General features: G+C 39.5%; 24 protein-coding genes, 1 pseudogene and 1 riboswitch. Of the genes and pseudogenes, 24 read left to right on the top strand and 1 reads right to left on the bottom strand.

Going from position 1 to position 26,370, the window contains the following annotated elements; all coding sequences use genetic code 11:
• Positions 1-82: 82 nt before the first annotated feature.
• The gene (locus tag ABFY19_RS07000; protein WP_418789944.1) at positions 83-2,098 is read left to right on the top strand and encodes a bifunctional 4-hydroxy-3-methylbut-2-enyl diphosphate reductase/30S ribosomal protein S1; all 2,016 of its coding nucleotides are present in this window, start codon (positions 83-85) and stop codon (positions 2,096-2,098) included.
• 90 nt (positions 2,099-2,188) lie between these two features.
• On the opposite strand, the gene ABFY19_RS06995 is transcribed toward ABFY19_RS07000, so the two are convergent.
• Positions 2,189-3,211 carry an SIR2 family protein gene (locus ABFY19_RS06995; protein ID WP_418789943.1) on the bottom strand — a complete coding sequence of 341 codons (1,023 nt, stop codon included), beginning with the start codon at positions 3,209-3,211 and terminating at the stop codon, positions 2,189-2,191.
• 127 nt (positions 3,212-3,338) lie between these two features.
• On the opposite strand from ABFY19_RS06995, the gene ABFY19_RS06990 reads away from it, so the two are divergent.
• From ABFY19_RS06990 to ABFY19_RS06880, 23 genes and pseudogenes are all read left to right on the top strand, one after another.
• The gene (locus ABFY19_RS06990; RefSeq protein ID WP_418789942.1) at positions 3,339-4,373 is read left to right on the top strand and encodes a PfkB family carbohydrate kinase; all 1,035 of its coding nucleotides are present in this window, start codon (positions 3,339-3,341) and stop codon (positions 4,371-4,373) included.
• Between the two features lie 63 nt (positions 4,374-4,436).
• Positions 4,437-5,495 (top strand): tRNA 2-selenouridine(34) synthase MnmH, encoded by a 1,059-nt coding sequence (mnmH, locus tag ABFY19_RS06985; protein WP_418789941.1) that lies wholly within the window; start codon positions 4,437-4,439, stop codon positions 5,493-5,495.
• 37 nt (positions 5,496-5,532) lie between these two features.
• Complete coding sequence (locus ABFY19_RS06980; protein ID WP_418789940.1) at positions 5,533-6,351, top strand: helix-turn-helix domain-containing protein; 819 nt, start codon at positions 5,533-5,535, stop codon at positions 6,349-6,351.
• A 48-nt stretch (positions 6,352-6,399) separates the two neighbouring features.
• Positions 6,400-6,900, top strand: a complete 501-nt coding sequence (locus ABFY19_RS06975; protein ID WP_418789939.1) for a YajQ family cyclic di-GMP-binding protein — start codon at positions 6,400-6,402, stop codon at positions 6,898-6,900.
• Between the two features lie 80 nt (positions 6,901-6,980).
• Positions 6,981-8,744 (top strand): YgiQ family radical SAM protein, encoded by a 1,764-nt coding sequence (locus ABFY19_RS06970; RefSeq protein WP_418789938.1) that lies wholly within the window; start codon positions 6,981-6,983, stop codon positions 8,742-8,744.
• A 76-nt stretch (positions 8,745-8,820) separates the two neighbouring features.
• Positions 8,821-10,173, top strand: coding sequence for a 30S ribosomal protein S12 methylthiotransferase RimO (rimO, locus tag ABFY19_RS06965; RefSeq protein WP_418789937.1), 1,353 nt, complete (start codon positions 8,821-8,823; stop codon positions 10,171-10,173).
• Positions 10,157-10,702, top strand: a complete 546-nt coding sequence (gene pgsA, locus ABFY19_RS06960; protein ID WP_418789936.1) for a CDP-diacylglycerol--glycerol-3-phosphate 3-phosphatidyltransferase — start codon at positions 10,157-10,159, stop codon at positions 10,700-10,702. The genes rimO and pgsA overlap by 17 nt, the downstream gene beginning before the upstream one ends.
• Positions 10,699-11,136 carry a phosphatidylglycerophosphatase A gene (locus ABFY19_RS06955; protein WP_418789935.1) on the top strand — a complete coding sequence of 146 codons (438 nt, stop codon included), beginning with the start codon at positions 10,699-10,701 and terminating at the stop codon, positions 11,134-11,136. Before pgsA ends, ABFY19_RS06955 begins: the two co-directional genes overlap by 4 nt.
• Before the next feature lie 102 nt (positions 11,137-11,238).
• Positions 11,239-12,663, top strand: coding sequence for a phospholipase D family protein (locus ABFY19_RS06950; RefSeq protein ID WP_418789934.1), 1,425 nt, complete (start codon positions 11,239-11,241; stop codon positions 12,661-12,663).
• A gap of 171 nt (positions 12,664-12,834) precedes the next feature.
• A complete protein-coding gene (locus ABFY19_RS06945) occupies positions 12,835-13,386 on the top strand; it encodes a hypothetical protein (RefSeq protein WP_418789933.1) in 552 nt (183 codons plus the stop codon).
• Positions 13,386-14,903 (top strand): AAA family ATPase, encoded by a 1,518-nt coding sequence (locus ABFY19_RS06940; RefSeq protein ID WP_418789932.1) that lies wholly within the window; start codon positions 13,386-13,388, stop codon positions 14,901-14,903. The genes ABFY19_RS06945 and ABFY19_RS06940 overlap by 1 nt, the downstream gene beginning before the upstream one ends.
• Positions 14,904-15,065: 162 nt before the next feature.
• Positions 15,066-16,346 carry a competence/damage-inducible protein A gene (locus ABFY19_RS06935; protein WP_418789931.1) on the top strand — a complete coding sequence of 427 codons (1,281 nt, stop codon included), beginning with the start codon at positions 15,066-15,068 and terminating at the stop codon, positions 16,344-16,346.
• A gap of 73 nt (positions 16,347-16,419) precedes the next feature.
• Positions 16,420-18,012 (top strand): annotated as a pseudogene (locus ABFY19_RS06930) (DEAD/DEAH box helicase).
• A gap of 66 nt (positions 18,013-18,078) precedes the next feature.
• Complete coding sequence (locus ABFY19_RS06925; protein WP_418789930.1) at positions 18,079-18,564, top strand: hypothetical protein; 486 nt, start codon at positions 18,079-18,081, stop codon at positions 18,562-18,564.
• A gap of 67 nt (positions 18,565-18,631) precedes the next feature.
• A complete protein-coding gene (gene recA, locus ABFY19_RS06920) occupies positions 18,632-19,657 on the top strand; it encodes a recombinase RecA (RefSeq protein ID WP_418789929.1) in 1,026 nt (341 codons plus the stop codon).
• On the top strand, positions 19,658-20,131 hold the full coding sequence (locus ABFY19_RS06915) for a regulatory protein RecX (RefSeq protein ID WP_418789928.1): 474 nt from the start codon (positions 19,658-19,660) through the stop codon (positions 20,129-20,131).
• Positions 20,132-20,467: 336 nt separating this feature from the next.
• Positions 20,468-21,988, top strand: coding sequence for a ribonuclease Y (rny, locus tag ABFY19_RS06910; protein ID WP_418789927.1), 1,521 nt, complete (start codon positions 20,468-20,470; stop codon positions 21,986-21,988).
• A 191-nt stretch (positions 21,989-22,179) separates the two neighbouring features.
• On the top strand, positions 22,180-22,704 hold the full coding sequence (locus ABFY19_RS06905; protein ID WP_418789926.1) for a hypothetical protein: 525 nt from the start codon (positions 22,180-22,182) through the stop codon (positions 22,702-22,704).
• Between the two features lie 17 nt (positions 22,705-22,721).
• Positions 22,722-23,501: a TIGR00282 family metallophosphoesterase gene (locus tag ABFY19_RS06900; RefSeq protein WP_418789925.1), complete on the top strand. Its 780-nt coding sequence runs from the start codon at positions 22,722-22,724 to the stop codon at positions 23,499-23,501.
• A 140-nt stretch (positions 23,502-23,641) separates the two neighbouring features.
• Entirely contained in the window at positions 23,642-23,902 is a 261-nt protein-coding gene (spoVS, locus tag ABFY19_RS06895) for a stage V sporulation protein SpoVS (protein WP_041587715.1), read from the top strand.
• Between the two features lie 126 nt (positions 23,903-24,028).
• Positions 24,029-25,039, top strand: a complete 1,011-nt coding sequence (locus ABFY19_RS06890) for a dipeptidase (RefSeq protein WP_418789924.1) — start codon at positions 24,029-24,031, stop codon at positions 25,037-25,039.
• Between the two features lie 67 nt (positions 25,040-25,106).
• On the top strand, positions 25,107-25,406 hold the full coding sequence (locus tag ABFY19_RS06885; protein ID WP_418789923.1) for a translation initiation factor 2: 300 nt from the start codon (positions 25,107-25,109) through the stop codon (positions 25,404-25,406).
• A 216-nt stretch (positions 25,407-25,622) separates the two neighbouring features.
• Complete coding sequence (locus ABFY19_RS06880; protein ID WP_418789922.1) at positions 25,623-26,039, top strand: DUF3842 family protein; 417 nt, start codon at positions 25,623-25,625, stop codon at positions 26,037-26,039.
• 69 nt (positions 26,040-26,108) lie between these two features.
• Positions 26,109-26,277: riboswitch (cobalamin riboswitch) on the top strand.
• Positions 26,278-26,370 lie beyond the last annotated feature (93 nt).

Below are 26,370 nucleotides of genomic sequence, written 5' to 3'. Positions count from 1 at the left end.
AGAATACAAAAAATAACCGGAAATATGAAATTAACATATATTAACACTGATATACTTAAAATCTAGCCCTAGAGGTGATATAATGAAGACAATCCTTGCACCCAAGGCAGGGTTTTGTTTTGGAGTAAAGAGGGCTTTAGACCTTGCTATGCATACAGCAAAACAAGATGAAAAACACATATATACTCTGGGGCCTTTGATTCATAGTCCGCAGGTTGTTGAAGACTTATCTAGAAAAGGGCTGAAAGTTGTTCAGGATATAGAAGATATTCCAGAAGGAGTTATTATTGTAAGGTCACATGGTGTTGGGCCTGAAGTATTTGAAAGGGCGATGGAAAAGGGATTAAAGGTTGTTGATGCTACCTGCCCTTTTGTGAAAAAGGCACAGGAACTGGCTAAAAAGTTAAACGAACAGGGTTATCAGGTTATCGTAGTTGGTGACAAGGAACATCCTGAGGTAACAGGAATTCTTGGCTGGACAGGGCATCAGGGAATTGTCGCGGAAACTCCCCAACAAGCAGACAATATGCCTGCCATGAATAGAATTGGGATAATCAGTCAAACTACGCAGCCTGAAGAGAATTTTAATAAAATCGTTTCGGTTTTACAGCAAAAAGCTGAAGACACCATTACTTTTAACACAATCTGTCATGCGACCAGAGACAGGCAGGATGCCGCCGTACAGCTGGCTAAAAGTGTTGATGTGATGATTGTTGTTGGCGGAAAAAACAGTGCTAATACGCAGAAGCTTGCACGTCTTTGTGCTGATACAGGTACTCCGACGTATCATATAGAAACCGCCGCTGAAATTGACAGTAAGTGGCTTTATGGAGTTGAACTGGTAGGAATTACTGCGGGTGCATCAACCCCGGATTGGATAATAAAGGAGGTTAGAAATTACATGGATGATGTAACCAATCAGGAAATTGAAAAACAACAACTTGAAGAGGCATTGACCGTAAAAGAACTTCATAAAGGTGACGTAGTAAATGGCGTAGTAGTTCAAGTTGGCGATGATGAAGTTTTGGTAGATGTTGGTGGAAAGTCTGAAGGAGTTATTCCCTTGAGGGAATGTTCCTGTTGTGATATAAGGTCACCGAAAGAGATATTTAAGGTTGGAGATGAAATAAAAGTAGCGGTTATTAGAGTACAGGATGATGAGGGTAAGATTTTACTTTCAAAAAGGAAGGCAGATGCTGAAAAGGCATGGGATGAACTGTTACAGTCAGCTACAGACAACACTCCGGTAGAGGGGGTCGTTGTTGAGGTTGTCAAAGGCGGACTCCTATTGGATTTAGGAGTACAGGCGTTTATGCCTGCTTCACTGGTTGAACGAGGCTATGTTGAGGACCTTTCCAAATATATTGGAGAGAAACTTCAGGCAAAGGTTATCGAGGTGAAAAAGGAATCAAAAAGGGTTATTTTATCAAGAAAAGCAATCTTGGAAGAAGAATATAACCAAAAGAGATTGTCTCTTTGGAAAGAACTTGAAGAGGGACAGCTTCGCAAAGGAATTGTTCGCCGGATAACACATTATGGCGTATTTGTAGATCTGGGTGGAATTGACGGACTACTTCATGTATCTGAGATGGCTTGGTACAGGGTAGGTCATCCTACAGAACTATTAAAGGAAAATGATGAGATAGAAGTTTTTGTCCTTGGTATAGACAAAGAAAATGAAAAAGTATCCCTTAGCCTGAAGAGAATTTTACCAAATCCATGGGACAATATTGAACGAAAGTATAGTGAGGGACAGGTGGTCACAGGGAAGGTAGTGCGGCTTGTACCATTTGGAGCATTTGTTGAACTGGAACCAGGTGTTGATGCACTGATACACATTTCTCAAATTTCACAAAAACGCATTGGAACACCTGGAGAAGTTGTCAGTGTTGCTGAACAGGTGACTGCAAAGATTATTGATATAGACCCACAAAAACATAAGATAAGTCTTTCCATCAAAGAACTTTCTGAAAAAGAACCTGAATCTCAAGAAAATCATGTCACATCCAATCCTGTCCTTCAAGAAGATTCCACAGTAACAATTGGTGAGAACCTTGATGCTGAAACCCATGAAAAGCTCAAGAAAGCAACTGAATAAAAAGATACTTATAAAAATACTTATGCTGGAAAATGGGTGCGCGCATCGGGAATTTATAGATGCGCGCTTTTTAAATTGATAATTTCAGACTCAATTTATGCTTTCTGTCCACTGTGCAAAAGTCATTCCTGTGTCACGTACCGAGTCCCCATATAATTGTTTGAATCTCTTAGTTGATTTGGTTTGGCCATTGACAAGAAATATTGCCTGTTCAATGGCTGATAATTTTGCAGCAAAGTCGAACAGCTGATATGAAAGTATATCGGCATGAGGTAATGAATAGCCAATAAAAAATATTTCCACTGCATTGGCCAGGGTTTCTAAAGCGCTGAACCAAAGGCGGCGAAGTGCGGGCAGGGAATATGACTTATAAAGGGTTGGAGCAATTATAAAGTGCCTGAGCTGTATGTTTTTGTCCCGCCGGGAACAAAGAAGACAAGTTAAAAACAACGGAGCATCATTCCTGTATTCCGATTCCCCTGGCAGTGGATGAATAGTAACTGATTCTGGGAAACGGTATATCTGACCACAGCATGGGCAATAATACATGTTTAATGAACCATGCAGCTTAATGACCCTGACACAGGAGGAGTCGTTATTAAATTGGTTAAACTCCTCAGAGGCCGTACGGGTATTATCAGAATTTTTATAATCAATAAAAGAAAAGTCCGGGTAACAAAAGAATTTGCCATTATCCATTAACAGGTTTTCAATCAAAAGGTCATAGTTAAATGTAATTATAGAATTCTCATCTTTAAGGAAACTGGCAAATGTCTGGTATGATTTTCCCAGACAATTAGTTTTATCGGGCTTAAGCAGATTGGTAAACTCTTTAAGCAGCAATTCTTCATAATGGATAACTTCATTATAATCTACATAGGGATAAGGCTTATAATGTTTTATAATATCCAGCCTGCTTAAAATTTCTTCCAGGCTTGAACAATTAATCCAATCAGACCTTCCCTGATAGAGGAAGTTGCTGATATATGATTCCAGTTCTGAAACGTGCCGGGTTCCCCGGCCCTGTTTAAATATATTTTTTAAAACGGTACTGGTCAGCGGAGCACCGGCATCTGAAGAAAAACCTGATCCCAGGACAAAAACTTTTTTCATAACAAACCTCCTGGCATTAGGTTGAAGCAAATGTGGTTTCTTTATACCTTGACCTAAAGAATATAGTTTGATATACTCTTCTTAACACATATAAGTATAAATAAACAACTGTTTATGGAGGCTCTTTATGAGCAAAATTACCGAACGGGAAAAAGAAATCCTTAAAATATTAAAAAATGACCCCATGATTACACAGTTAGACGTTGCTCGAGTATTAAAAATAACTAGGTCTGCAGCGGCTGTTCATATTTCTAATTTGATTAGGAAGGGATATATTCTGGGTCGTGGTTACGTTTTTAATGACAAGTCCGGTGTATTGGTGATTGGCAGGATTTTTGTTGATATTTTGGCTGCTAAAGCCAGCGCCGGGCATTCCGCATCTAAAATCGATATTTGTCTGGGCGGCCCGGCATATAATATATCGGTTCATCTTGCGGCACAAAACATTCCGGCTATTCCGGTGAGTGTTATTGGAAGAGATCACTATGGTGACATCATTGGAGAAAAGTTTAATAAAAAAGGACTGGATACCAAGTTTCTTATAATACAGGACCAGTTTCCTACACCTAGGAGACTTGCTTTTATTGAAACAGACCAATCCAGTGAAATAAGTGATGGGCGGGCAATAGACATGTTATCAGTACATAGACTGCAGAGCATTAACGTTACTATTAATCACTGTGGGATGGTTATAATAGATTCCGGTATTCCTGAGGAAGCAGTTAATTATATATGTGTACTTTCTGCTGCAGCCGGAGTTCCCGTTTTTTTTAAGTTTAACGGTGATGTTAAGGAGAATGCTTATTATCAAAGTCTTGATATGTTTGATTATGTTATGATGACCATGGATATTGCAGAAGATATTTGTCAATATAAAATAAAAAGCCTTGATGATGGTATAGAAGCTGCACAGCATATTCTTAAAAAAGGGGTTGGAAAAACTGTTATTATCTTGCCTGAATTAGGAGTGGTAATGGCTGATGAAGATGGTGCAGTCTCTGTTCCTTTGCAACCGAGCCAGAAAATCCTTGATAGATGTGATGTTGATATTATTACTGCAGGAGTTGCAAATGGTATCATTAAGTCCTATGATTACCGTCAGTCTGTTAGACTAGCTCTTGGCGCAGCAGGCAAGAGGGATGTATATGATGACGTATTTTGATTGACTGGAAGGAATAATAGTATTTAATGTAGAAACATAACTAGCCATAAGGGTGAATATTAAATGGCAAATGAAATTTCTGTCCGGGAAGCGTTAGATTTACCCGGTGCAAAGATAATAGATGTCAGATCTGAGGCGGAGTTTACAGAAGCTACAATTCCAGGAGCCTTCAACATCCCGCTGCTGAATGACACCGAAAGAGCTCAAGTAGGAAAGTTGTATAAAGAAAAAGGATCCATTGAAGCAAGGGAACTGGGATTTCAATTAGTTTTTCCTAAGCTGTCCGAACTTGTCAGGCAGTTCGGTGAGCTTTCACTGCAAGGTCCCCTGGTAGTTTTTTGCTGGAGAGGCGGTTTGCGCAGCAAGTCTGTATGTGCTTTGATGGAAGAAACAGGGATTCCGGTTTACAGGCTGGTTGGGGGGTATAAAGCTTATCGCAGATATCTAAACGATTATCTCTCCCATCCTCTCAAACACAGGGCAGTAGTTATTCACGGCTTAACAGGTGTTGGCAAAACTGATGTGATTCAAGAACTGAGGAGCCTGGCTTTACCTGCTGTGGATTTGGAAGGGTTGGCAAATAACCGGGGTTCTGTTTTTGGTCAGATAGGAATGAATGTTCAACCCAGCCAGAAAATGTTTGATGGTTTATTGGTACAGGAATTGGCTTTCTGGGAAGATGCCGGTTATATCATAGTGGAATGTGAAAGCAGGCGCATAGGGAGGATAATTCTTCCGGAAACACTTGTGGAATCAATGAGAAACGGCATCAAAATACTGGCTTACTCTCCAATAGAAATACGAATTGAACGGATTAAAAGAATATATAGTTTCGAAAATGAGCTTGGACTAGTTGAAAATAAGGAAGAATTAAAGGAAGCCATAAAATCTCTTGAAAGAAGAATTGGAAAACAGAGGATTGCTGAGTTTTGCGAGATGGTTGATAAGGGACAGCTTAATAATGTTGTGGAACATCTCCTAATCAATTATTATGACCCTTTATACAAGTATCCGTCCGAACCTAGTAAACAGTATGACCTAAGTGTTGATACCGGTGATATTTGTACTGCAGTAAAAAAGATAAAGGATTTCTTGAATCAAAATTTCCCAGTGCGTTCTTAGATTTATAAGCAGTAATTTCACAAATGGAGGTGTAACAATGGGCGGCATTGGCGAAACTCTTAAAAATGCACGGGAGTCCAAAGGTATAAGCTTAAGTAAGGCTGAAGAAGATACAAAAATTAGAAAAAAATATCTTCAGGCCCTTGAAACCGGAAACTATGATGTTCTTCCCGGAAAAGTTTATGCAAAGGGTTTTTTGCGCAATTATGCAAACTATCTTGGTCTTAACCAAGAAGAAATACTCATGGAATATAAGCTGTTAGGAACACCGGTAAGGGAAACGTTTCAGGAATCAGAATTCCAAAAGAAGTTTCAGCAGCGAAAGGTAAACCGTTCCAAGAGAAAGACTTACCTAATGACAGCGATAGTTGCTTTTTTGGCAATAATAACTCTTATTGTATATGGCTATCTATATAGACAAAATGGAGATACGGGTTTTGAGGATAAGGGCAAAGCTTCTCCAATTGAGCAAACAGACAAACAGCAAGGCACGGAAGGACAGCAAGAACAACAAGAAGAACAACAACTGCAGGACCAGAATGAATCTGTACTTCCTCCTGCCGGTGGGAGTGAAGAACTTGGTAATAATGAAGAAAATGTTCAACAAAATTCGGTAACAGTTGTGCTTAAAGGTAAAGACCAGATTTGCTGGATAAAAGTCCGGGTAGATGGGGCCAATACTTTTACCGGAAACTTAAACCCAGGCGAAACTAAAACATTTTCAGGAAGTAATATTATAATGACTTTAGGTAATGCAGGCGCGGTTGAGGTGATAAGAGACGGAACAAGTCTGGGAGTTTTGGGCGAATATGGAGATGTAGTCAGAGACAAAGAGTTTATCGCCAGTACTATGTGATTAATCAGGAGGCGTGATGTCTTTAATTAAACGGAAGGAAGTGGAAAAATGGCAGCAAAAGAGAATAGCTTTGATATAGTCAGTGAGGTTAATATGCAGGAAATTGATAATGCCCTTAATCAGGCAAAAAGGGAGATTGAAACAAGGTTTGATTTTAAGGACAGCAAGAGTGAAATAAAGTTTGACGGGGAAATTATAACACTGGTTTCGGATGATGACTTCAAGTTGAGGAATGTTGTTGATATTTTGGAATCAAAAGTTATCAAAAGAGGTGTTGATATCAGGACATTGAAATATGGCAAAATTGAACCTGCGGCTGGAGACACAGTAAAACAGTCCGTAAATATACAGCAGGGAATCCAATCTGACCTGGCAAAAGATATTGTAAAAGAAATTAAAAAATCTAAAATTAAAGTACAGGCTTCAATTCAAGGGGATAAAGTCAGGGTAACGGGCAAAAACCGGGATGACCTGCAGGCAGTAATTCAACTGCTTAAAGAAAAGGAGTATGATATTCCTCTGCAGTTTACTAATTACCGTTCAACTTGATTTGCTGGGCAGAGTGAACAATAAATTTAAAATCTCAGTTGAAATCCGGTGATAAAATGAGTTATACCGACTTTCTTCCAATGACAAGGGAAGAAATGAATAAATACAATTGGCATTACGTTGATTTTCTTGTAATTACAGGAGATGCATATGTGGACCATCCCAGTTTTGGGGCTGCAATAATATCACGCCTCTTGGAAAAAATGGGGTTTAAGGTGGGAATTATTGCTCAGCCTGATTGGCATGATACCAAAGATTTCACTAGACTGGGGAAACCTAGGTATGCCTGTTTGGTTACCGCTGGAAACTTAGATTCCATGGTAAGCAATTATACCGGAAACAAGAATCACAGAAAAAAGGATATGTATTCACCGGGGGGTATACCAGGAAAACGTCCGGATAGAGCTGCTATTGTATATTGTAACCGCATTCGTGAAGCCTGGCCCGGTATTCCACTGGTTATTGGCGGAATTGAAGCCAGTTTGCGCCGGTTGGCACACTATGACTATTGGGATAACAGGGTAAGACGTTCTATACTTATTGATTCCAGGGCTGACATTCTTGTTTACGGCATGGGTGAAAAACAGATGGAGGAAATTGCTCTGAGGCTTTCAAAGGGAGAAGATATTGGACAACTCACTAATATATTGGGAACCGTATATGCCGTGAGAGAAAAACCGCGGGAAGATGTAATCCGTCTTCCGGGATATGACGAAGTCAGTAATGATAAACGTAAATATGCTGATGCTTTTAGGCTTGCTTATAGTGAGCAGGACCCGTACCGGGGCAAAACTCTGGTTCAACCTCATGGATTGCAGTATGTAGTGCAGAACCCGCCCGCTAAGCCTCTGACAACAGAAGAAATAGATTCTGTTTATGAGCTGCCTTTTATCAGAAAATCCCATCCTGTTTACACAAAATACAAAGGAATTCCTGCCGAGGATGAAGTGAAGTTTAGTATAACTGCTCAAAGGGGCTGCTTTGGAGGTTGTGCTTTTTGTGCTCTCAATTTTCACCAAGGCTGTATCATTCAACCGAGAAGTCATGAATCAATTTTAAAAGAGGCCAGATTGCTGACGGAAATGCCGGATTTTAAAGGGATTATTCATGATGTGGGTGGTCCCACTGCAAATTTTAGGATGCCTGCCTGCAGGTCACAGCTTAAAAGAGGTGCCTGTGCAGATAAGCACTGCCTTGTGCCGGACAAATGCAAAAACGTAATCATAGATCATTCAGACCTGATTGAACTGCTTAGAAAATTACGCAGTCTGCCAAGGGTCAAGAAAGTATTTTTGCGTTCCGGGTTGAGATATGACTACCTATTATATGAGAAAAACCCCGAAGTGTTAAATGAAATATGCAACTATCACGTCAGCGGTCAGCTTAAAGTTGCTCCGGAACACGTATCTTCAAGAGTACTAAAAATAATGAGGAAACCTGGACATGACATATATAAGAGATTTAAAGAGAAATTTAGTGAAACAAACCGCCGGTTTGGCAAACAGCAGTATCTTGTACCGTACTTTATTGCATCACATCCCGGATGCACATTAAAAGATGCTATACAACTTGCTGAGTATATCAGGGATATGGGATATAATCCGGAACAGGTCCAGGACTTCACTCCAACACCCGGCAGCCTGTCTACGTGTATGTATTACACGGGAATTGACCCATTGACTGGGCAAAAGGTATATGTACCCAGGTCGCCAAAAGAGAGGAAAATGCAGAGAGCCCTCATTCAATATCGTAACCCTAAAAACCGTGGGCTTGTAAAAGAGGCTTTAAAAAGGGCTGGCAGAGAAGACTTGATAGGAAACGGTCCCAAATGTCTGGTTCGCTGAAATACCTTTTTGACACGGTATGAGTTATAATTTATACTAGTAAGCATATACCTGTGTTTGGAGGTTAATAATTCAAGTGTGCAAAATAAATATATTAAGTCTGGGCTGTGCTAAAAACTTGGTTGATTCAGAAGTAATGACCGGCATGCTGCGAAAGGCAGGCTATGAAATTACTGAAACTCAGGAAGGTGCAGACCTTTTAATAATAAACACATGTGGTTTTATAGCCGATGCCAAGGAAGAATCAGTTGACGCTTTGTTGGAAGCCGTAAAACTAAAAAATCAAGGTTCCTGCAGGGCTGTTGTGGCTGCCGGCTGTTTAGCCCAGCGATATAGTGGTGAAATTCTACAGGAGATTCCAGAAATAGATTGTATTATTGGCACAGGCGAAGTACCAAGCATTGTTAGAGTTGTTAAGGCTGCTGCTGATGGCCAAAAAATGATGTGTGTTTCAGCAGCACCTTCTTTTATTTATAATCATAATATGCCTCGGGAACTCCTGACTCCGCCTTATTCGGCTTATATAAAGGTAGCCGAGGGCTGTAACAACAGGTGTACTTATTGTGTAATTCCCCAAATAAGAGGAGAGTACCGCAGCCGAAAAATGGAGTCCATAATAGCTGAAGCACAGCGGCTTGCTGAAACTGGAGTTAGGGAAATTAACTTGATTGCCCAAGATACCACCAGATATGGACTTGATATTTATGGTGAATATAAGCTCAATGAATTGCTTCAAGAACTTTCAGAAATAAACGGATTAGAATGGATCCGGATACTATATGCATATCCAAACCATTTTACACACAGCCTTATTGAAGCCATTGCTGCTAATGATAAAATATGTAAATACCTTGATATTCCCTTGCAGCACGCAGATGATTACATACTTAGTAAGATGAACAGGCACGGCAGAACTGAAGATTTGCTCAATCTCATTAAGAAAATCAGGCAAAACATTCCCGGAGTCGCTCTAAGGACATCTTTGATAGTAGGTTTTCCAGGTGAAACAGATAAAGAATACCAGACTTTGGTTGATTTCGTAAAAAAGGTTCATTTTGACCATATGGGTGTATTCGTGTTTTCCCCGGAAGAAGGCACCCCGGCTGCTGAAATGGCGGGCCAGGTACCTGATGATATCAAAGAATACAGAAAAGACCGATTAATGAATATTCAGCAGGAGATTTCTTATGCAAAAAACATCGCCAAAATTGGGCAAATAATTTCTGTTTTGATTGAAGGAAAAGTCGAAACTGGGCCAGAATTATCAGAATTATATGTTGGCCGTACGGAATATGATGCTCCTGAAGTTGATGGTACAGTATCAGTCATGGGTGTGAACCTGAACCCTGGTGATATTGTTCCTGTTAAAATTACACATGCATATGATTATGATTTAATAGGAGAGGTAATAAATGAATCTCCCCAATAGGATTACCCTTGCCAGAATAATTCTGGTTCCGGTATTTCTGGCAATTGTATCAATAAAAATAACATATGGTCAGTTTTTGGCTGCAGCGGTATTTATTATCGCAGCAAGCACCGATGGTCTTGACGGGTACTTTGCGCGCAAACGCAATCAGGTGACCAAACTAGGCAAATTCATGGATCCTTTAGCTGATAAGCTGCTTGTTTCTGCTGCTTTGATTTCCCTGGTTGAGCTCAACATAATATCTGCATGGATAGCATTTATAATTATTGGCCGGGAATTTGCTATAACAGGTTTACGCTCAATTGCTGCTGCTGATGGTATTGTTATTTCTGCCAGCAAACTTGGCAAGGTTAAGACTATTTCACAGATAGTGGCTATTGTTTTTTTGTTAATTAAAGATTTCCCATTCAATTTGTTGAACATACCAATAGGAAAAATTTCTTTGGGTGTGGCTGTTATTTTCACCATTTGGTCCGGGCTTGATTACTTCAATAGAGCCAGCCACCTCCTTAAGGCAGGTCAAAAATGAGAAAACCCCTCATTGTTTTTCTGGCATCAGGTTTAGGACTTGGCTTAATCCCAAAAGCCCCTGGAACCTTTGGCACATTTCTTGGACTTGCATTAGCACTAATATTTCCTAATAATGTTTTTCTTATAATTGGCTGTGCAGTTTTGGGAATATGGATATCTCAGGAAGCAGAAAAGGTCCTTCAGGAACATGACAGTCCCAAAATAGTAATTGATGAAATTGCCGGTATTTTGATTGCTGTATATACATGGGATGGGATATACCTTATTATTGGATTCTTGCTTTTCCGTGCCCTTGATATTTTTAAGCCCATACCGATTAACCGTTTGCAAAGATTGCCGGGGGGACTAGGAATTATGGCTGATGACCTAGCAGCCGGTATTATCACCAATTTAATTATCAAAGCATCTATATTTCTTTTTAACTTTATATGAACCTTATCCGCACTGCCTGATAATGAGTTCTAACATTAAGGATTCCATATTCCGCCTGATGTTAGAACTCTATTAATTATTAAGAGTTTGGAGGACTGGAATATGAAATCATTGTTTAAAGCATTTCTTTTCCTGCTTTTATTAGTAGTGGCAGGTGCTTTTTACGGGTCCCGCAAACCGTTGCCGGAGGGTATTTCTATTTCCGTTGAACCGATTGATGTTTCAGAAGTAAAATTTCTCTATGACCTCACATATATCAAGGATGGTCAACGGATTCATGAACAAGAGATTTTTGACCGGGTACTTGAAACTGTTAATAACGCCAGGGAATATATATTTATTGATATGTTTCTTTTTAATGACGAATATAGCAGGCAGTACAGCTATCCCGTCTTATCATCACGCTTGGCAGATGCACTTATAGAAAAAAAACGCCAACACCCTGAAATGGGGATTACCGTTATAACTGATGAGATTAATACATTTTACGGCTCTTATCCATCAAAACATCTGGAACGAATGAAGGAAAACGGGATTCAGGTTACTGTTACCGACCTTACAAAAATAAGGGATTCAAATCCGGCATATTCCGGTTTCTGGAGAATATTTCTCCAGTGGTTTGGTTCACAGGGAAAGGGATGGCTGCCTAATGCATTTAGTCCCGATTCGCCGAAAGTAACATTGCGCTCCTATCTTAAACTATTTAATTTTAAAGCTAATCACAGGAAAGTTGTTGTAACTGACAGGGATTCCCTGATAACATCGGCAAACCCCCATGATGCCAGCGCTTATCACTCAAATATCGCGTTTCTTGTTAATGGTGCAATCAGGGAACCGCTTCTTAATTCTGAAGCATCTGTGATAACTTTTTCCGGGGACACATTTACACAACCCGTTGCAGTAAATAGCGGTTCAGAGTCTGCCATAACGGAGGATAATATAAAACTAGGTCTGCTGACTGAAGGGGAAATCAAAAAACACCTGATAGACTCTATTAGAAATGCAGGACAGAATGACTTAATCCAAATTGGGATGTTTTATCTTAGTGAACGGGAACTTATTGAGGAACTCCTGAATGCATCAGATAGGGGTGTTGATATAAGACTTGTCCTTGACCCAAACAAAGATGCCTTTGGCTTGAAGAAAAACGGTATCCCTAACAGGCCTGTGGCGGCAGAACTTAATAAGAAGTCAAAAGGCAGAATCAAAATAAGGTGGTATGATACCCATGGCGAACAGTACCACACAAAAATTGTTATGATAAAAGGAACTCAAGAAACCGTAATTTTCGGTGGCTCGGCAAACCTGACCAGGCGGAATATAAGTGATTATAACCTGGAAACCGACCTGAAAATTACTGCCCCAACCAATAGCAGTCTGGTACACGATATATCAGCATATTTTGAAAAAATATGGAATAATAATGGCGGGGGATACACGGTTGATTTTGAAAAATACCATGATGACTCCAAATGGAAATATGTTGTATATCGATTACAGGAATGGAGTGGTTTTTGTAGTTTTTAGTCGAATGAACCGGTATTTTGGGGGGCAAAAATTGAGGGGGGTGTACCCATAAATTAATTATGGGCCCCCCCTTAATTGATGATTCGGCTTATCTTTTCCAAACATTCCATAAGGAACTGTACTAAAACATATGTTATAATGAGCCTATCAGGCAGAAAGGGGAGGAAGAGCTTGAAAATAAAAGGAATCAGGGTATATGTCGTAGTAGTAGTCCTTGCCGTAACTCTAGGTATCCTCCTTACTATTCAATATGTTTACCAGAAATATAATGTTGAACAACCACTATTTAAGATATATTCAGACACAAAGCTTGTAGATGATGTCAAAATTGATAATGAGGGTGTAGTTCCAACAGTTACTCTGAATGTTAGGAAAACTGAAGACCTTAAGGATGTATACCTAAAACTAAACAGTTATACTGAAGAAATATTCGGACACAATCAGTTTCAAATCGAACTAAAGGATAAAAGAACAAAGGAACTTTCAGAAATCTATTATAATAGCCAGTATGTAATTTATGAAGCGATGGCAAATGGTGATTTCACTAAAATGGCTGCAGAAGTACAAGAAAACGCTAGAAATAACGGAGCTAAAGCCAGGGTATTTATTGATAATGCTAACATCTATATTTCTTTTATCAAAGATGATAAATACCTTTATGAAGTAATCCCCCGGAATAATGCGGCATTAGAAGTTCCCGGCATGTTAGGAAGTGGTATATAATGACAAAAGGACTGGTAAAAGAAATAGGAATTGGAATAGCGCTGGCTTTTGTCGGCTTTTTGATTTGGCAAGGCTATGATATATTACCACTAATGTTTTTATTTGGTTTTTTTGCTGCCATATATTTTGTTGCAGAAAGCAAAGGGCTTGTTAAACCGGTAGGAGTACAGGAAGTTACCAATAAAAATATTAATGAGGTTTATTTTGACGACATTGGCGGACAGGCAAGCGCCATCAAGGAGCTTAAAGAAGCGCTTGATTTCATAAAAAACTATGAGAAAATAAAAGAGCTTGGTATCAGGCCCCTAAAAGGGATTTTGCTGCTAGGGCCTCCTGGAACCGGAAAGACGCTTATGGCTAAAGCTGCAGCAACATATACTGATGCTGTTTATATCGCTACCAGCGGTTCTGAATTTATTGAGATGTATGCAGGTGTAGGCGCTCAGAGGGTCAGAAAATTATTTAAAACAGCCAGAGAAAAAGCTGCCCGTCTGGGAAAACATAATGCTATGATTTTTATTGATGAGATTGATGTCCTGGGTGGCAGGAGAGGTCAAAACAGCAGTCACATGGAGTATGACCAGACTCTTAACCAACTCCTGGTCGAAATGGATGGTTTGAAAAATCATGATTCGGTTAAGGTTCTTTTGATTGCTGCCACCAATAGGGCAGATATGCTTGACCCAGCATTGCTAAGGCCGGGAAGATTTGACAGACATGTAAAGGTTGACCTGCCGTGTAAGGATGGCAGAGCTGAAATACTTAAGATCCATACCAGAAACAAACCGCTTGAAAGTGATGTTGAACTTAAAGAAATTGCAAGGGAGACATTTGGTTTTTCCGGGGCTCATCTGGAGAGCCTTGCCAATGAAGCTGCCATTTATGCATTCAGGGAAGGCATGTATAAGATAACCCGGAAACATTTTAAGGACGCAATTGATAAAGTTATTATGGGAGAAAAACTTGATAAACGTCCAAATACGGATGAACTTAAGAGGGTTTCCGTTCATGAAACAGGACATGCTCTTATGAGTGAAATTCTGAAACCTGGATCTGTTTCTACACTTACAATAAGCCCCAGGGGCAATGCTCTTGGGTATATGAGGCAGACTCCGGAGGATGACACTTACCTGTATACTATTGATTACCTGGAGAGCCAGATTTGCATTATGCTGGCAGGTGCGCTGACAGAAGAGCTTATCTTCGGTAACAGAAGTACCGGAGCATCAAATGACTTTGAAAAAGCAGTTGATTTAGCCAAGAGAATAATTGTTTCCGGCATGTCAACTCTTGGTGTGGTATCAGAAGATACTGTTCCCAAAGATAAAATGCATGATGTAATCACTGAAATCATAAGGGAACAGGAAGCCCGGGTCAAGAACAGCCTTTTATCCTATAGAAGAAAAATAATCGAAATTACTGATATTCTATTAGAGCAGGAACAGTTATCGGGAAATGATTTCAGGATCCTGGTTATGGAAAATAATGAACCGTTGGAAAAAGTAAGTGTTTCATGATTACATGGGACACTTGCTTTTTTTTGAGTTCGAGACAATCATTTTCATGTCGATAATTGAAGAAAAAATTACCTATTGTGGAAGGTTATAAGACCTGTTTAAAAGAATACTAATTAAGTAATTGTAAAGAAGGCGTCAACTATTTTGGGAAGGGGCTGAGTCATGCGGGCCGAACTGATTTCAACTGGAACAGAACTGCTTTTGGGACAGATTGTTAATACAAATGCCCAGTTTATCGGTCAAAGACTGGCAAAACTCGGAATAGACCTGTTTTTTCAGACAACTGTTGGGGACAATGAAACCCGCCTTATGGATGTCATGAAAATTGCTTTGGGCAGATCTGACCTTATTATAGTTACCGGAGGACTTGGTCCTACATCAGATGACCTTACAAAAGAAACAATTGCACAACTGCTGGGTATAGAGTTAGTTGTTGATGAAGAATCTCTGGCAAATATCAAGGGGTTCTTTGAGGTCAGAGGCAGGGTTATGCCTCAGGTAAATGCCAAGCAAGCCTTGAACTTTTCAGGTGCCGTTGTTATCCCCAATAGAATTGGTACTGCACCTGGGAGCATTATAGAACATCAAGGTAAAACCATACTCATCTTGCCGGGACCCCCTGTCGAGAATAGGCCAATGTTTTTAGGAATTGTGGAGGACTATATTAGGGCAAAAACCGGGACGGATAAGGCTGTTATCATCTCCAGGGTGATAAAAATACTGGGTATGGGGGAATCCACTGTAGAAGAACGCATCAGTGACCTCGTCGACAAACAGGTTAACCCAACAATTGCATTTCTGGCGCCTAAGGGAGAAGTATATATCAGGCTTACAGCAAAAACAGTTTCAGAAGCTGAAGCTGAAAAGATTATCTTAAATGTAGAAACAGAGATTAGCAAAAGGCTGGGAGATTATATTTACGGAACAGATGATGAAACCCTTGAAGGTGTAGTGGCCGGGCTTCTAAAAAAATATTCGCTAACTATTTCCACGGCAGAGTCATGTACAGGGGGCCTTATTGCATCCAGACTTACAGAGATACCGGGGGTTTCAGAAAACTATTTCGGTGGATTTATTACTTATTCTAATGATGCTAAAATTAATATTCTGGGGGTATCAAGAGATACTCTGGAGAAATACGGAGCAGTTAGTGAGCAAACAGCTATAGAAATGGCTATCGGAGCCAGAAATGTCACCGGTACGGATATGGCTGTTTCTGTAACCGGGATAGCCGGTCCTGGGGGGGGGACCCCTGAAAAACCTGTTGGACAGGTATATATCGCTCTTGCCGGAGAAAACGATGCTATTGCTGTAAAAAAAATTTTTACCGGTGACCGGGAAGTTATCAGGTGGCAGTCGGCAAACAGCGCTTTAAATATTTTGCGGAGATATTTGATGCATTACGAAAAACAGAAACAGTTTCCGAAAAATAATGACAAATAATCATTATCTGATATAATAAATAGAGAAAAAACTAAACTTCAGGTGTTTGTTTTGAGAGGAGAAATTTATTTTCATGTATGATAAAAATAAATTTGGCAATCTAAACGTTAATAAAAAAATTATTCATGCTGTTAGTGAGATGGGCTTTGAATAGCCGACTCCTATTCAAGCACAAGCGATTCCACTGCTTTTGCAAGGAAATGATGTGATTGGACAAGCTCAAACCGGGACTGGTAAAACTGCTGCATTTGGCATTCCAATTATAGAAATGTTGAATCCAAAGTTTCGCGGCGTTCAGGCTCTGGTTCTGACCCCAACTAGGGAACTGGCTATACAGGTAGCAGAGGAAATAACCAGAATTGCCAAATACAAGGATGCGCGTGCCCTTGCTATATATGGAGGCCAGTCCATTGACAGGCAGATACTTGCCCTTAAAAGAGGTGTACAGATAGTTGTAGGTACCCCAGGGAGGATATTGGACCATATCAGAAGACGGACCCTCAGACTGCAAAACATTTCTTTTATGGTTCTTGATGAAGCCGATGAAATGCTTGATATGGGGTTTATTGAAGATATTGAAACAATACTTAAGGAAACACCGGAAACCAAACAAACACTTCTGTTTTCGGCAACAATGCCTAAGGAAATACAGCTATTGGCACGGAAATACCTTAAAGACCCGGAAGTACTTTCTGTCAGTAAAGATGAACTAACTGTTCCTAAAATCGAACAGGTGTTTTATGAAGTCAAGGAGTTTAATAAGCTGGAAGGTTTGTGCCGGGTTCTAGATACCTCGGAAATAAATTTGGCAATTATATTCTGCCGAACCAAGCGGGGTGTTGATGAGCTTGTTGCAGGTCTTGAAGCGCGCGGCTATGAGGCAGACGGGCTCCACGGGGACTTGACTCAGGCTCAGAGGAACAGAGTTATGAAAAAGTTCCGTGAGGGGCATGTTGAGATACTGGTTGCTACTGACGTTGCCGCCAGGGGGCTGGATATTGATAATGTAAGTCATGTTATTAATTATGACCTGCCCCAAGACCCGGAATCTTATGTTCACCGCATAGGACGTACCGGTAGAGCAGGCAAATCAGGTATTGCCATATCTTTTGTGATTCCTAAGGAATACAGGCTGCTTAGATTGATAGAGAAAACAATCAGCACCAGAATCAGGAGATTGAGACTGCCAAGCTTTGAAGATGTTTTTGAAAGGCAGAGAGAAGTCATTATCGAAAAGCTATCCGAAACTATTGAACAAGGCAAATTAAGCCATTATCGTGCTATTATAGAGGACATGGGAAGTGCTCATGATACTGTTGACATAGCAGCAGCAGCCCTAAGACTAGCTTTTGATATTGAGAGTTCTCAGGATTTAAGTGATAGTGCAGCGGCGGAATTTGGCAATACCGGAGCTGAACCTGGAATGGTGAGGCTTTTTATGAGCATCGGAAGGACTGATGATATAAGGCCTCAGGATATAGTCAGAACTATTTCCGAAGAAGCTGGGATATCCGGAAAAACAATTGGCGCTATCAAAATATTCGACAGGTTTTCCTTTGTGGAGGTATCACAAGATGCTGCTGAAAAAGTACTATATTCAATGCATAAAAATGTTATTAAGGGTAAAAGAATCCATGTAGAACCTGCAAAGGCAAGAAACAGATAGCAGCCGTGTGGTTGCTTTTTGTTTTTTTGATACCTTTTAATACTTTCTGAGATAGAGGGAAAATAAATGGAAACAGACAAGGTCATTAAAAAGTTCAAAACAAATGCACAAGGGATGGCAAATGCATGGTATGCGCTTCATGTACTTAACATTGATGAGTTGAGTCTGTTAAAGCCATTTCTGAGAACCCGTTTCGGAATTGATAGGCAGTTATGCTATAATCTGATATGTATCATTTGCAGGGGGCTTAATAACATTGATGTGAGCGATGAAATTAAGGAATGGATAAATAGCGCTGTAGTTGTCAGACAATCAGAAATATATTCTATTGACCTTATCAATCAAAGAATTAATTTCCTTAAAGAAGTTATTCAAAACGAATTATACAGCCTCAAAGAAAGCGGGCAGATTTCAGAAACCGTTTTATACAAATCTCAGGTTAAGATCACAAAAATGCTTGATACTGTAATAAAAGAATATAAAGAATATATTGAGGTTCTATCGAACGCTGTATCAACTGACTCCCAAAAAAAACATACAAATAGTTGTTGACAGCTCTTTAAATTATTGGGTATAATTAAACAAATGGTATCGAACATATGTTTGAGGGGGATGTTTAATGTCAGATAAAATTAAAGCTCTGGAAATGGCTTTAAACCAGATTGAAAAACAGTTTGGCAAAGGTTCAATTATGAAACTTGGTGAAGCAGCAGCCAAGATGAATGTTGAAGTAATTCCTACAGGCGCTTTAAGCCTGGATATTGCGTTGGGAGTTGGCGGTATTCCAAGAGGAAGAGTTGTGGAAATATATGGTCCCGAATCATCAGGCAAAACTACGGTGGCTTTACATATTCTTGCAGAAGCCCAGAAAATGGGTGGAACAGCAGCATTTATAGATGCTGAACATGCTCTTGATCCTATTTACGCCCGAAAACTTGGAGTTGATATAGATAATTTACTGGTTTCTCAACCAGATACGGGTGAACAGGCCCTGGAAATTGCAGAAGCCTTAGTCAGAAGCGGGGCAGTTGATGTAATTGTTGTTGATTCGGTTGCCGCTCTTGTTCCCAGAGCAGAAATTGAAGGGGAAATGGGTGATTCTCATGTGGGACTACAAGCCAGATTGATGTCACAGGCCCTTAGAAAGTTAACCGGCGCAATATCTAAATCTCATACGGTGGCTATTTTCATCAACCAGCTCAGGGAAAAAGTTGGGGTTATGTTTGGAAATCCTGAAACAACTCCAGGTGGAAGGGCACTCAAATTTTATGCATCTGTGAGGCTTGAAGTCAGAAAAACTGAGACCCTGAAACACGGAGCAGATATTGTTGGTGTGCGTACAAAAGTTAAAGTGGTCAAAAACAAAGTAGCACCTCCTTTTAAACAGGCTGATTTTGATATCATGTATGGTGAGGGCATTTCACGAGAAGGAAGTATCGTTGATATTGCCACAGAAATGAAAATCATTGATAAAAGTGGAGCCTGGTACTCTTATAATGGTGACCGCCTAGGACAGGGCAGGGAAAATGTTAAGGAATTCCTCAAAGATAATGCTGCTATAGCTGAGGAGATTGAAACCAAGATAAGAGAAGTTTTAAAACCGATTGTTGCTGCTAACCAAGCCAGCACCACTAACGAAGAGTAGATGACTTCATACTGGGAATTAAAGGCACGCGCCAAAGATGATGCCCTTAACTACATTTCATACAGGCCTAGGTCAGTCTGGGAAGTGCGGAAGAAGCTTTCAGAAAAAGGATATGGTAATAAAATCATTTCTGAAGTAATTGTTTTTCTCGAAGAATATAAATTTATTGATGATAGGGAATTTTCCCGGTTGTGGATGAGGAGCAGAACAATTGATAAGCCTTCCGGGCGGCGGAAAATTTCATATGAATTGTTTCAAAAGGGAATTTCACGAAACATCATAGAAGAGTGTCTTGATGATTATCCACTCGAACTTGAAAAACAGCTTGCCTGTTCCTTGGCAGAAAAAATATTGCCTCGTAAGGGATATGATTTAAAAAAAGTTCAAGGTTTTCTTTTGAGAAGAGGATTTGATTACAATATAGTAAAAAGAGTTCTCGCCGAAATATCTGGGATTAAAAATAACGGTAATTAGCTGTCTAGCACTGTTCAATGCTTGACATAACGACCAAAAGAACTTAAAATTATACGTGGGAGAAACTAGAATAAGATTTAACTTCCATAATGTTTTATGGTTCTTATAAAGTAGAACTGTCCTCTTGTTTTTTAAAATTATAATATATCAAAAGAATATATATGAGGAACGTTTAAAATATAAGATGCTATCAGGTATAAGTTGTTATGTGCCTGATTATTTATGGTAAGTAAATTCTTTTTCTAACCGGGTTTCTACTCGGTTTTTTGTTTGTGAAAAATAAATCAATAAAAATAATAAAACAGGAGGTGAACTAATATTACAGGACAAACAATATTGATAGCTGTTGTTACAGGTATTATTGCATTCATTGTTGGCTACTTCATCAGGAAATCATTGGCAGAGGCAAAAATATCTTCAGCGGAAGAAGCTGCCACAAAGATAATCGAAGAAGCTGAAAAAGTCTCTGAAGCTAAAAAAAGAGAAGCAATTCTGGAAGCCAAGGAAGAAGTCCATAAGCTTCGCAACGAAGTTGAAAAAGAACACCGGGAACGCAGAAATGAACTCCAAAGGATGGAACGACGGTTAACCCAGAAGGAAGAAACTCTCGATAGAAAAATAGAATCAATTGAACGCAAAGAAGAAAGCCTAGGTCAAAAGGAAAATGAAATTGAAAAAGTAAGAATACAAATTAAAGAGCTTCATGTAAAACAGCTTGCAGAACTGGAACGCCTATCCGGCCTCACTTCAGAAGAAGCTCGTGAAGTTCTTCTGGCAAATATTCAAGAGGAAATTGGGCATGAAGCAGCAATGATGATTAAAGAAATTGAATCTAAGGCCAAGGAAGAAGGGGAAAAGAAGGCCAAAGACATAATTTCATTGGCAATCCAGAGATGTGCTGCGGACCATGTAGCTGAAACAACGGTAACCGTCGTTGCTCTTCCGAATGATGAAATGAAGGGTCGTATTATAGGTCGTGAGGGAAGAAATATCCGGACACTGGAAACCCTTACAGGTATTGATTTAATAATTGATGATACACCTGAAGCAGTTATTTTATCAGGATTTGACCCGATTCGACGTGAAGTTGCCAGGATAGCCCTTGAAAAATTAATTCTTGATGGAAGAATACATCCTGCCAGAATTGAAGAAATGGTTGAAAAAGCTCAGAAAGAAGTCGAAGCACAAATCAAAGAATCTGGGGAACAGGCAACTTTTGAAACAGGGGTACATGGTTTGCATCCAGAACTGATTAAACTTCTTGGCAGGCTAAGGTATCGTACAAGCTATGGTCAAAATGTTTTAAAACACTCGATTGAGGTATCACAGCTTGCCGGGCTAATGGCCGCTGAACTTGGAGTTGATGTTACTCTTGCTAAAAGAGCGGGCCTGCTTCATGACATTGGGAAATCCATCGATCACGAGACTGAAGGGCCTCATGTGACAATTGGAGCTGATTTAGCGAAGAAATACAAGGAGTCGCCGGTGATAATAAATGCAATTGCCGCACACCATGGTGATCAGGACGCAAAGACCATTGAAGCAATACTGGTTCAAGCGGCTGATGCAGTTTCTGCAGCTAGGCCGGGGGCCAGAAGAGAAACTCTTGAATCATATATTAAACGTCTGGAAAAACTCGAAGCAATTACCAACTCGTTTGACGGAGTTGAAAAATCTTTTGCAATCCAAGCAGGGCGCGAAGTTCGGGTAATGGTTAAACCTGACAAGATAGATGATTTATCTTCTGTACGCCTGGTAAGGGATATAGCTAAAAGGATTGAGGAAGAGCTTGAATATCCTGGTCAGATTAAAGTAATGGTAATACGGGAAACCAGGGCAGTAGAATATGCAAAATAAGAAAATAAAGGGGATGTCTCGCCAAGACATTCCCTTCTTAAATTTATAGACTAACATTTATATCGAAAATCTTGATAATACCTCGGCAAATATTGGCAGGTTTTTTTTTTGTTTTACATAAGGTTATGGCAGGAAAAGGTCCTTAGAACACAGAACTCTTTTGAAACTGGATATTTAGCGAGGTGACTATAATGCAGCTACAATATAAGACGGCTCCCAACAATGAAGTTTCAGACAGCATCGGCCTTTTGATATCAATTTTAGTACGTTATCCTGAACTGGGTACCATAAATTATGACCCGGTTTTACAACAGCTACGGTTTACTTTTATTTTCTCATGTGTATTAGATGAAGAAAAACTGGTTAATTTTAAAGATACGGTAGTTGCTAGTATTCAAGCCTACAATGCTTTTGAGAACCGGGTTCCTCTGGTAACAGATGTTAGATTTAACCCTTGTGAAGAGTTTACTATGCTTGAAGTAATTAGAGATGTAGGAACATTAACCCAGGAAGAACTATCAATGATTATTGAACTGGTACATCATAATTTCAAAAAAGATCTCATTTTTGAAAAAAATGATAATTTACTTGAAGAAGACCTTTTAATTCAGGAAGAGCTTATAGAACATATGCTTGAAAACATAAAAATATCGTACCCCGAAAAAAATCTGATTGCCTTTAGGGAAGACGGAAGGGTGCTGGTATTTAATAAATAAAACGGAGGATAGTTTCTTTGCGCATCTTAATAATTGGCGATGTTTTTGGCCGCCCCGGGAGGAAGGCGGTCTATGAAAATTTATGTACAATTAAACAGTCTCTTAAACTGGATATGGTTATTGCTAATGGGGAAAATGCAGCCGGTGGAAACGGTATAACTCCATCAACTGCTAAAGAACTATTTGACTATGGTATTGATGTCCTTACAATGGGAAATCATGTCTGGGATAAAAAAGAGATATTTGGTCATATTGAAAAAGATTCTAGAATCATAAGACCTGCCAATTATCCTCCGGGTACTCCGGGAAAAGGTTACGGTCTCTATAAAATAAACGGCATAGATGTCGGGGTAATTAACTTGTCTGGGCTGGTATACCTTTCCAACCTTGATTGTCCCTTTAGGATTGTTGACCAGATACTTAATGAAATAAGTAATCATACAAATACTATTATAGTGGATTTTCATGCTGAAGCTACATCTGAGAAGGTTGCTTTAGGGTGGTATTTGGATGGTAAAGTTTCGGCAGTTGTTGGCACACACACTCACGTGCAGACTGCCGATGAAAGGATACTCCCAGGGGGAACGGCATATATTACTGATATTGGCATGACAGGTCCTCTTAATTCAATAATTGGAGTCAAAATTGAGGTTGCCTTAAAGAAATTTTTAACACAAATGCCTGTAAGATTTGAGCCGGCGGACGGCCCATACCAGTTCAATGCAGTTGTTATTGAAGTTAATGAAGATACAGGCTGTGCAGTTAGCATCAATAGGATTTTCAACATTGAATACTAAGGATGTTTTTATGTCTAATATTTTAATTAGTCTGAAATATTTATTTAGTAAAAAGAGGAATTTTTAGTTAATTATCGAATATATTCGTTTATAAAGAAAAACGGCCAAAATTGAATCGTTCAATTAAGGAGGTTCTTATCATGGAAGTATTAAAGGTTTCAGCAAAATCTAACCCAAATTCAGTAGCAGGAGCTCTTGCCGGTGTTCTGAGGGAACGTGGCGGAGCAGAAATTCAAGCAATTGGTGCCGGTGCTTTAAACCAAGCGGTTAAGGCCGTTGCTATCGCCAGAGGATTTGTAGCACCTAGTGGAGTTGACCTGATTTGTATTCCGGCTTTTACAGATATTATCATCGATGGTGAAGAGCGCACAGCAATTAAGCTCATTGTTGAGCCAAGGTAGATTAATACCTCAACTAAAAACTAAGTTTAACTAATACAATTTTATAAGTTATACCTTTAACCTGTTTGTTCAGTAGAATAAACAGGTTTTTCCATCATATATTTTCAATTAGAAGGTTCTAAATATATGAGTAAAAGGACTGATATGGTGGAGAAAATATCTATTTCTGCAGATGCAATAAAACTGCATCGGAAGTTAACAGTTGTTGATTGCCACTGTGATACAATCCTTCAAGTGGCGAAAGGGAAAGCAAAACTTGGACAGTATAATGAAACAGGTCACATAGATATTTACAAACTTCAGGATGGTGGAATCAGGGTCCAGTTTTTTGCCCTATTTATAGAAGGTTTTTTCAAGCCATACCGTGCTCTTTCAAGAACCTTACAATTGATTGATACTTTTAACACGGAAATTGATTCCTGTGGCTATATTTTATCTCCGGGTCTAAACATGAAACAAATAAAAAGTGACCTGAAACAAGGCAAAATAATAGCAGTGATGGGAATTGAAGGTGGCGAAGCCTTGAATGGTGATATCTCAGCACTACGAATATTTTACAAACTAGGAGTGCGATTCCTGGGACTCACGTGGAACCAGAGAAATGAAATTGCTGACGGGGTTGGAGAAAAAATAACCGGAGGGGGACTGACTTGTTTTGGGCGAAATCTTGTTCAAGAAATGAACAGACTGGGAATGATTATTGACCTGGCCCATATATCTGAAGCAGGTTTTTGGGATGTGCTGGAGATATCAGGGTCTCCGGTTATGGTTTCACACGCAAACTGCAAAAGCCTGTGCAATCATCCCCGAAACCTCAATGATGAACAGATTAAAGCCTTGGCGGAGACCGGAGGTATTTTGGGGTTAAGTTTTGTTCCTCAATTTTTGAGTAATGATAACCCAACGATTAATGACCTTCTAGACCATATTGACCATGTTGCCCGTCTGGCGGGGACAAATCTTATTGCCCTGGGCTCAGACTTTGACGGAATAGAGAAAATAACTCCGGGCCTTAATAACTCCTCCTGTTATCCATCAATCACTGCAGGTTTGTTAGAAAGAGGTTATACGGAAAAAGAGATAAAGGGCATTATGGGTGAAAATATGATTGAATTTATGAAAAAAGTATTGCATTAATCAGATGTCTAAATAACGCATTCTCCGCATATACTATGATTAGAAGTATGTGGGAGGGGTTTGCTGTATGGGAAACGACCACTCTAAACTGCTGGAAGCAAAAATTAAAGAGCTTGAGGGGAAAATTGAACAGCTTAGGTTCAGCAGACGGGTATTAATGAACCTCATAGAGAGGCTGGAAAAGGATAAGTATGATATTTTATCAAAACTTGAGCAAGAGAACCGCAAACTGCAAAAAAATAACAGCAGATATGCGCGCACACTATTAAACAAAAACAGACAGATTATTGATATGGAAACAAAATTGCAGATTATGATAAAAAGTTATCCACAAATATATCCACACAGAGCAAACAATTGTGAATAATCAGAATATATTACAATTATATTGGTTTTTCGAGGAAAACAGGACTTAATGTCCTGTTTTTTTTGCGCATCAAACGTCTTAAGTAGTAATTGTAACAATTTATGAATGTCAAAATTAGTTATAAATATTGAAGGTATTGCTAAAACCAAGACTGTACTGGTATAATCAAGTTAAACTTAAACCGCAATAATTCGTATATCTGTGAGGAGATTATTTATGAAAATTGCTGTTATTGATGGTCAGGGTGGTGGAATTGGCAAATATATCATTGAACGGCTTAGAAAAGAACTTCCAGAACAAACAGAAATACTAGCTTTTGGTACTAATGCCTTGGCAACTGCAGCAATGCTTAAAGCTGGGGCAAATGAAGGAGCTTCAGGTGAGAATGCCATCACATATAATTGCGGCCTTGTTGACCTCATTGTCGGACCAATCGGAATTATTGTAGCCAATTCTTTTTTAGGTGAGGTGAGTCCAAGAATTGCTGAAGCAATTGCTTCCAGCAGTGTCCCCAAGATACTATTGCCTGTAATCAAGGACCGGATAGAAATAGCCGGTTACACCTCTCAGCCTTTGCCCCATTTGACAGATGACCTGGTAAGCAGAGTCAGGAGGTATTTTGAGTATGAATAACATTTTATGCTTATTATTTGCAGACAAGTCCGAAAAACTATGTTATAATTGAAAACACAATTAAATACTTGTATTTTGTAACTTCTGGGTTTTTTAAATGGGAATCAGGATAAGCCTGAGCGGTCTCCGCCACTGTATCCGGGGAGTACTCTTACATGGTGCCACTCGTCAAAGGGGAAGGCGTAAGAGGTATGTTTATCCGGGAGCCAGGATACCTGCCTGGAAGTGACCATACAGTCCTTCGCGAGAAAGGATTATGGTTGTTTTCTAGAGGTTTAATTGCCTTGATAACCATGTCCTCAGTCGCTAAACTGAGGATTTTATTTTGTCG

The organism is Phosphitispora sp. TUW77 (assembly GCF_048453025.1).
Lineage (GTDB): Bacteria > Bacillota > Thermincolia > Thermincolales > UBA2595 > Phosphitispora.
The sequence above is the reverse complement of the archived record's forward strand: the minus strand, read 5'-3'. Positions and strand labels throughout refer to the sequence as shown.

Excerpts from the sequence above, each read along its gene's own strand:
- ABFY19_RS07000 (WP_418789944.1), top strand. The coding sequence starts at position 83 with ATGAAGACAATCCTTGCACCCAAGGCAGGGTTTTGTTTTGGAGTAAAG.
- ABFY19_RS06995 (WP_418789943.1), bottom strand. The coding sequence starts at position 3,211 with ATGAAAAAAGTTTTTGTCCTGGGATCAGGTTTTTCTTCAGATGCCGGT.
- ABFY19_RS06990 (WP_418789942.1), top strand. The coding sequence starts at position 3,339 with ATGAGCAAAATTACCGAACGGGAAAAAGAAATCCTTAAAATATTAAAA.
- mnmH (WP_418789941.1), top strand. The coding sequence starts at position 4,437 with ATGGCAAATGAAATTTCTGTCCGGGAAGCGTTAGATTTACCCGGTGCA.
- ABFY19_RS06980 (WP_418789940.1), top strand. The coding sequence starts at position 5,533 with ATGGGCGGCATTGGCGAAACTCTTAAAAATGCACGGGAGTCCAAAGGT.
- ABFY19_RS06975 (WP_418789939.1), top strand. The coding sequence starts at position 6,400 with ATGGCAGCAAAAGAGAATAGCTTTGATATAGTCAGTGAGGTTAATATG.
- ABFY19_RS06970 (WP_418789938.1), top strand. The coding sequence starts at position 6,981 with ATGACAAGGGAAGAAATGAATAAATACAATTGGCATTACGTTGATTTT.
- pgsA (WP_418789936.1), top strand. The coding sequence starts at position 10,157 with ATGAATCTCCCCAATAGGATTACCCTTGCCAGAATAATTCTGGTTCCG.
- ABFY19_RS06955 (WP_418789935.1), top strand. The coding sequence starts at position 10,699 with ATGAGAAAACCCCTCATTGTTTTTCTGGCATCAGGTTTAGGACTTGGC.
- ABFY19_RS06950 (WP_418789934.1), top strand. The coding sequence starts at position 11,239 with ATGAAATCATTGTTTAAAGCATTTCTTTTCCTGCTTTTATTAGTAGTG.
- ABFY19_RS06940 (WP_418789932.1), top strand. The coding sequence starts at position 13,386 with ATGACAAAAGGACTGGTAAAAGAAATAGGAATTGGAATAGCGCTGGCT.
- ABFY19_RS06935 (WP_418789931.1), top strand. The coding sequence starts at position 15,066 with ATGCGGGCCGAACTGATTTCAACTGGAACAGAACTGCTTTTGGGACAG.
- ABFY19_RS06925 (WP_418789930.1), top strand. The coding sequence starts at position 18,079 with ATGGAAACAGACAAGGTCATTAAAAAGTTCAAAACAAATGCACAAGGG.
- recA (WP_418789929.1), top strand. The coding sequence starts at position 18,632 with ATGTCAGATAAAATTAAAGCTCTGGAAATGGCTTTAAACCAGATTGAA.
- ABFY19_RS06915 (WP_418789928.1), top strand. The coding sequence starts at position 19,658 with ATGACTTCATACTGGGAATTAAAGGCACGCGCCAAAGATGATGCCCTT.
- ABFY19_RS06905 (WP_418789926.1), top strand. The coding sequence starts at position 22,180 with ATGCAGCTACAATATAAGACGGCTCCCAACAATGAAGTTTCAGACAGC.
- spoVS (WP_041587715.1), top strand. The coding sequence starts at position 23,642 with ATGGAAGTATTAAAGGTTTCAGCAAAATCTAACCCAAATTCAGTAGCA.
- ABFY19_RS06890 (WP_418789924.1), top strand. The coding sequence starts at position 24,029 with ATGAGTAAAAGGACTGATATGGTGGAGAAAATATCTATTTCTGCAGAT.
- ABFY19_RS06885 (WP_418789923.1), top strand. The coding sequence starts at position 25,107 with ATGGGAAACGACCACTCTAAACTGCTGGAAGCAAAAATTAAAGAGCTT.
- ABFY19_RS06880 (WP_418789922.1), top strand. The coding sequence starts at position 25,623 with ATGAAAATTGCTGTTATTGATGGTCAGGGTGGTGGAATTGGCAAATAT.